Raw genomic sequence first — 3,405 nt, 5'->3', positions numbered from 1 at the left:
CGGGCCTCGGGAGGGAATGCCCCCCGAGGCCCGGCCGGCGCTGTCCGGCTGGATCGCCCGGGCCGGCCGGGTTACTCGACGGCCTGGTCGTGGTCGTGGTCGTCGTGCAGACCGCCGCCGCTGCCCGCGTCACCGTCGGTGGGGACGAAGGGGACTTCGTCCTGCAGCGAGCTGGTGTCCCAGGCGTACGTGCCCAGGGCGTTGGCGATGACCTTGATGTTGACGTCGAAGGCCTTCATGTCGATGTTCTTGATGTCGTCGCAGGCCTGGTGGTAGCAGGGGTCGTAGGAGACTCCGGCCTCACCGCCCCACAGCTCCTGCTGCGCCTCGGTCTTGACACCCTCGGCGCCGGTGAAGGTGCCACCGGAGGCGATGCCGACCTCGATGAACGGGCCGTAGTCGGACCGTCCGGTGAAGTCGGTGCCGCGCGGCTCCTCGCCGCGGGACCGGATGAACTCGTTGATGCCGTACTCGATCTGGGCGGAGCCCTCGGGGCCCGGGCCGGCGCCGACCGCGTCGGAGTCGTCACCGTCGTACACGAACAGCCCGTAGTTCGGCGAGGCGATCATGTCGAAGTTCAGGTACAGCGCGATCCGGTCGCGCTCGGCGTCGCTGAGGTTCGAGACGTAGTGCTCGGCGCCCTGGAGGCCGAGCTCCTCCGCACTCCACAGCGCGAAGCGGACCTTGTTGGCCGGCTGCTTGTGGTGGCGGTGCTTCGACGGCAGCCACTGCTTGGTGGCCTTGGAGTACTGGAGTGCCGCTTCCAGGATGCCGGCCGAGCCGGAGGCGTTGTCGTTGATGCCGGGGCCGTCGGCCACCGAGTCGAGGTGCGCGCCGAGCATCACGACGTTGTCCGGGTCGCCGCCGCGGGTCTCCGCGATGACGTTGGGCGTGCTGCGCTCCTCCTGGAACTCGATGAGTTCCAGGTTCACGGTGACGTCGCCCTCGGCCACCTCGGCGGAGAGCGCGTCACCGTCGGCCTTGCTGAGGCCGCCGGTGGGGACGCGCCCGGCGCTGGACTCGCCCAGGGTGCCGTTCAGTTCGCCGTCCACGTTGTTGTAGATGAGCGCGCCCACGGCGCCGGCGTCGGCTGCCGCGGCCTGCTTCTGGGCGAAGGAGCAGCCGCCGCGCTGGATGAGCGCGATCTGTCCGGTGTAGTCACCGGACGCGAAGTCGTCGGCGGTGCAGCCGGTGGTGCCGTCCTCGTCCCGGGGGACCTCGGTGACGTCCGCCTCCAGGCCGCCCTCGGGCGTGCTGGTGGTGTACGTCATCAGCTTGATCGGCACGTCGCGGCCGTCGGGGCCGAGGACCGTCAGCTTCTCCGCGATCGTCTCGCGGAAGGTGAACGTGAAGTCCTGGTAGGTGACCTTGTAGCCCGCGGCCTTGAGCAGGGTGCCGGCGTACTTGGCGGACACGTCGTGGCCGCGGGTGCCGGCCGCCCGGTTGTCGTCGTACCGGTCGGCGATGGCCTGGAACGCCTTCAGGTGCCGGTAGGCGTTCTTCGCCTTGGAGTGCTTGACGAGCTGCTTGGCGAGTTTCTGCCCCTGGTGGGCGGGGTCGCTCTTGGCCGTGGCCGGGGTGGCGGACGCGACGAGCAGGAGCGGGGTGGCGAGTGCTGCGGCGGAGAGCGCCGCGACTGAGCGGCGTCTTCTGCGGAGCGAGGCGTGCACAGGCAGGTCCTTCCGTGTGCGTGCGACGGGGACAGAACTGTTCGGCGTGGGGGATTCCGTGTCCGGGATACGAACGCAGTGGAAGGGAAGTTAGCGTCAGAGTGGCTTCGGGGGAACGCCTGTGGCACACATCACCGGGAGTGATAATCCGATTGGCCGAGTTTTTGGCGGTCTGTCAGGTATGCCTTCTCCGGGGCGGTCCGGGGGCAGGTGTCAGGTGGAGCGGAGGTCGCTCAGCACGTCCCGGGCGGCCTTGGCGCCGGAGGCTAGGGCTCCCTGGAGCGAGCCGGTCGCCCGGTGGTCCCCGCACACGTAGCGGCCCGGTGCGAAGCGGGTGGCGCGCATCAGCGGCTGCGGCGGCGGCATCGCCGGCAGGGCGTCGGACACGGTCCGGGCGGCGAGGTGCTGCCAGTCGGAGGTGTCGGTGCCGTAGGCGTCGGCCAGGGCGGAGAGCAGTTCCCGCCGACCCTCGGGCCGGTCGTCACCCAGCACCGAAGTGGCCACCAGGGCACGACTGTCGGGCGAGTGACCGGGTGACACCTGGCTGATCACACAGGTGTTGAGGAAGCGCCTGGCGGTGTCCACGAGCAACGTCGGTTCCGGTAGCGGCGGTCGGGCCACCACGTGGTAGTACGTGGTGACGGTGCGGCCGGCCGGCACATCCAGGCCGGGCAGCAGACGGGCGGCGGCGGCCTGCCCCGTCGCCACCACCACGGCGGTTGCGGCCAGTTCACCACCGTCACCGAGGAGCACACCGTCGTCGGTGAGCCGGTCGACCGGGGTGTCGAGCCGAACAGTGCCCGGCGGCAGGGCGGAGGCGAGCTGTCCGGGCACCGCGCCGATTCCGGACGCCGGCAGGCAGAGTGTGCCGCGCAGCATGCTGCGCCACACCAGGTGGAAGAAGCGCTCGGAGGTCTCCAGTTCGTCCTCGAGGAAAACGCCTGAGAGGAACGGGCGGAAGAAGTTCTCCACCAGCTCGTCGGAGACGCCGGCGGCGGCCAGGGCGGTCCGGGTGGTGTGGTCCTCGGCACGCTTGCGGAGGGCGGGTGGGCCGAGCATGTCGCGGGCCGACAGCACGCCCAGTGCGAGCAGGTCGCGGGTCGACGCGAGCCGCCCCGGCAGCAGGTCGGCGCTCTGCCACGGACGGCGGGTCGGGTCGGTGAAACGCAGCAGGCCGCGCTCGGTGCGGATCAGCACACCCGGCGTGAACGGGCGCAGGCGCAGCTCGCGGAGCCGCAGCCGCCGCTTCACCTGCGGGTAAGAGGTGTTGAAGACCTGGAAGCCGCGGTCCAGGACGAAGCCCTCGTGCCGGTCGGTGCGCATCCGGCCACCGACCGCGTCGGACGCCTCCAGGACCCGCACCCGCAGGCCGCCGGCGGTGAGATCCGCGGCACAGGCCAAGCCGGCCGCCCCGGCGCCGATGACCACCACGTCTGCGGCGGCTGCGGGGTTCGCGGGGTTCGTGGAAGCCGACGGTTCCGGACGGTCGCCGGGGCGGGAGGTGCCGGATGCATCGGGGTGAGGGGGCTGGGCCGGCCGGCCGGGGTGCTCGGGCTGGTGGGGGGTCGGCTCTGACATGAGGGGTGCCGCCTTTCGGGTGCCGGCCTGCGAGGGGCCGGGGAGCGGTCGTCGGGGGTGTGCGGATCACGGACCGGGTGGGGGCGGTCAGGGCGGCCGGCCCCGTCACCTCCGGTCGGGGACGTGGCCGAGGGCGGCCAGGCTGTCCAGCGCCTCG

The 3,405-nt window shown here is 71.7% G+C and carries 2 protein-coding genes; both read right to left on the bottom strand.

Annotated features, from left to right (window positions below):
- Positions 1–71: 71 nt before the first annotated feature.
- Entirely contained in the window at positions 72–1,670 is a 1,599-nt protein-coding gene (locus ACYVE9_RS19790; protein WP_461029222.1) for a M28 family metallopeptidase, read from the bottom strand.
- 213 nt (positions 1,671–1,883) lie between these two features.
- Positions 1,884–3,248 (bottom strand): NAD(P)/FAD-dependent oxidoreductase, encoded by a 1,365-nt coding sequence (locus ACYVE9_RS19785; RefSeq protein ID WP_461029221.1) that lies wholly within the window; start codon positions 3,246–3,248, stop codon positions 1,884–1,886.
- Positions 3,249–3,405: the final 157 nt, after the last annotated feature.

The sequence above is a fragment of the Streptomyces sparsus genome (assembly GCF_054776295.1).
Note: the sequence above shows the minus strand (reverse complement) of the source record. Positions and strands in the feature narration are given on the sequence as shown.

Excerpts from the sequence above, each read along its gene's own strand:
- ACYVE9_RS19785 (WP_461029221.1), bottom strand. The coding sequence starts at position 3,248 with ATGTCAGAGCCGACCCCCCACCAGCCCGAGCACCCCGGCCGGCCGGCC.